Source organism: Corallococcus praedator (genome assembly GCF_003612125.1).
GTDB classification, from domain to species: Bacteria; Myxococcota; Myxococcia; order Myxococcales; family Myxococcaceae; genus Corallococcus; species Corallococcus praedator.
Genome location: NZ_RAWI01000655.1, coordinates 1 through 2,894, shown reverse-complemented (window position 1 = coordinate 2,894; position 2,894 = coordinate 1). Strand labels below are relative to the sequence as shown.

The 2,894-nt window shown below is 69.5% G+C and carries 2 protein-coding genes and 1 pseudogene; 2 read left to right on the top strand and 1 reads right to left on the bottom strand.

Annotation, left to right across the window (positions count from 1 at the left end; all coding sequences use genetic code 11):
- Positions 1-243: pseudogene (locus D7Y13_RS40455) on the top strand (outer membrane protein assembly factor BamB family protein); the annotation flags it as partial.
- A gap of 209 nt (positions 244-452) precedes the next feature.
- Positions 453-1,253, top strand: a complete 801-nt coding sequence (locus D7Y13_RS40450) for a hypothetical protein (RefSeq protein ID WP_120582303.1) — start codon at positions 453-455, stop codon at positions 1,251-1,253.
- 59 nt (positions 1,254-1,312) lie between these two features.
- Here D7Y13_RS40450 and D7Y13_RS40445 read toward each other — a convergent pair whose 3' ends face one another.
- Complete coding sequence (locus D7Y13_RS40445; protein WP_120538279.1) at positions 1,313-2,581, bottom strand: MFS transporter; 1,269 nt, start codon at positions 2,579-2,581, stop codon at positions 1,313-1,315.
- Between the last annotated feature and the right edge of the window lie 313 nt (positions 2,582-2,894).

Sequence of the window (2,894 nt, the reverse complement as noted above, 5' to 3'; positions counted from 1 at the left end):
GTGTTGCCGTCGCCGCTGCTGGGGCGGGTGCAGGTGGGGCTGGAGGACCTGCTGCTGGTGCCCACGTCCGGGCGCGAGGGCCAGCTCGTGGCGCTCAGGGCCCCGGGCTGGACGCCCGCGTTCACGGTGAGGGCGGACACGTCGCTGCGCACCCGGCCCGTGGTGCGCGGCCCGCTGGTGTTCGTGCTGGGCCTGGATGGCCGGGTGTTGGCATGGCGACTGCGCGTGCCGCCGCCCACCTGACGCCAGAGGATTCCCTGCATCGTTTTTCCCCGGGCCGGCTCATTCGAGTGGGGGGAATCCGCGCGGGCTCACGAAGGTGGGGGGGCACGACGCGCGCGCGGTCTTCATCCATGCCCGGACCGGGAGCGCTCCCGGTCCGGGTGAAGCTTTCTTCGAGGAAGAAGGAGCCCCTTCCCGGTTGGCGTTCCCGCCGCGAAACGAGGTGGCCCGTGGATGTGAAGCGCATCGTTGGCATGATTGGGTATTGCTTGTGCACCCTGCTGGTGGGTTGCGCGGGGGGAGGGGCTGCCCGTATCGGGTCCCCCCTGCCACTGCCCAATGGTGGGCCCCGCACGGACTGCGAGCGAGAGGGCTGGTACGACCTCGCGCCCGCCCGTGTCCAGGCAAAGACGGCGAGCTACAACCTGGCCTACTCGATTCATTACACCCAGGATCATGTCGGACTCGGCGTCTTCAAGGTGGGCAACGACAAACCCGAGGCGCTGGACGACCTGTGGCCCAGGTTGAGCGAACCCGAGCTTCAACGCAGCCATGAAGAGCGCCTCGAGCCCGTGAAGAGCGCACACCGCAAGGTCACCTTCTGGAGCCTGGCGAGCCTGACTGGGTCAATCGCGGGACTTGGGGTCGGCGCCGCGCTCGCGGACTCGGAACCGACCGGCGCCGCGGTGGTTGCCATTTCCGGGCTCGTCGTGGGCCTGGTGGGGATCGTGGGCGCCGTCACGTCAGGCCCAACGGTCAAGGACGCATTGAATGCGAACGCGCGGGACCGCCTGCTCATCCCGGGGGAAGATGATCTGACCGCGGGAGCTCGCGCGATCAATACCCTCAATGGTGAGCGCAGACTTCGATGCGGCGGGAAGCCCGTGCCGTTCCCGAGCCCACCGCAGAGCCAGCCCGGCGCGGAGAAGACAGTCCCACCGGTGGCGCAGGGCGGCGCGGAAGAATCACTTCCACCCGCGGCGAAGAGCGGCCCGGCGCGGCAGCCCATCACCGTCTGGCCTCCCCCCTGAAGTCATGGAGCGCCTGCCCGCGACCGTCAGCCGCCGGCAGGCCGCTCCCCTCCGCGTCGCTAGCCCACGGGTCCCGGCTGGGAGTCCGCGCCCGCGCGGGCCGCGTCGGGGGACTCCACGAAGTCCAGGTCGCGGTGGAACGTCTCCGTTAGCCGCGCCAGCGAGAGGAGCGCCACGCCAAAGCACATGGCGCCCACGGCGAGCGCCGCGTGGCCCACGGTGAGGTGGCCCTTGAGCACACCGAAGGCGCTGGCCGCGAGCACCGCGGAGCCGCGCACGAAGTTGGGCACCGTCGTCGCCACGGTGGCGCGGATGTTGGTGCCGAACTGCTCCGCGGCCATGGTCACCAGCACCGCCCAGTAGCCCACGCACAGGCCGATGAGGAAGCTCAGGAAGTAGATGAGCGTGGGGGTGAGCCCGGGCATCAGGCCGTACACGAGCACCAGCACGAACCACGCGCACAGCCCCAGCCCCACCGCGCGCTTGCGGCTCTGGAGCCACTGGCTGAGCAGGCCGGACAGCAGGTCCCCCAGCGTCAGGCCCACGCTGCCGAAGAGGATGGCGTTGCCCGCCGTCACCGTGCCCTGGACGTTCAAGCCCGCCGTCAGCTCCGGCGCGAAGACGAAGAGGATGCCGGTGGTGAAGTAGATGGGCACGCCCACGCCGATGCAGCAGAGGTACGTGAGGAAGCGCCCCCCTTGCAGCAGCAGCAACGGGTTCGCCTTCGCGGGGCCGGCCTTGTGGGTGAAGAGGGCGGACTCGGACACCTTGAAGCGGGTGAAGAGGAGCGCCAGCCCCAGCACGCCGCCCGTCACGTACGCCGTCTTCCAGTGCAGGTGCTGGGCGACGAGCGCCGCCACGACGATGCCCAACATGCCCAGCGTCGCGACCACGGTGGTGCCCAGGCCGCGCTTCTCCTTGGGCAGGGACTCCGCGACCAGGGTGATGGCCGCGCCCAGTTCGCCCGCGAGCCCCAGGCCTCCGAAGAAGCGGCAGACGGCGTAGCTCGTCACGTCCCACGCGAACGCGTTGGCCAGGTTCGCCGCCGAGTACAGGAGGATGGAGCCGAACATCACCGACAGCCGGCCCTTCCGGTCCCCGAGCATTCCCCAGAAGAGGCCGCCCACCATCATCCCCGCCATCTGCGCGTTGTAGATGAAGAGCCCCTTCTGGAGGATGTCCGCCGGGTCCGTGAGGCCCAGGTCCTTCAGCGAGGCGACGCGCACCACGCCGAACAACGTGATGTCGAAGAGGTCGACGAAGTACCCGAGCCCCGCCACGAGGACGGTGAGGTTCAGGACCGAGCGCAAATCCCGCAGCCGTGTCATGGCGTGGGATTAAGGGCGTTCGCCGGGCGCGGAGCAAGCCTCCGGTGAAACGTCGCCTGCTTCCAGGCGGGGCGTGCCGCACCCTCCGCGAAGGCGCAGCCCCCAGGGCTTCACGAAGATCCGCAGTGTCCTTCTCCCCGCCAGCAGCGTCCTGGCTGGCGGCAATGTTTTTCACCGGATGAAACACAGACATCCGCCCGGGAGTCTCTCTCCCCTCGCGCGTGATGGTTTCTGCCTTCCTCGAAACACAGACATCCACCGCCCTGGGGGCTGCCCTCCCCCACCCCGGGAACGGCGGAGACCCTCCCGGTCC

Excerpts from the sequence above, each read along its gene's own strand:
- D7Y13_RS40445 (WP_120538279.1), bottom strand. The coding sequence starts at position 2,581 with ATGACACGGCTGCGGGATTTGCGCTCGGTCCTGAACCTCACCGTCCTC.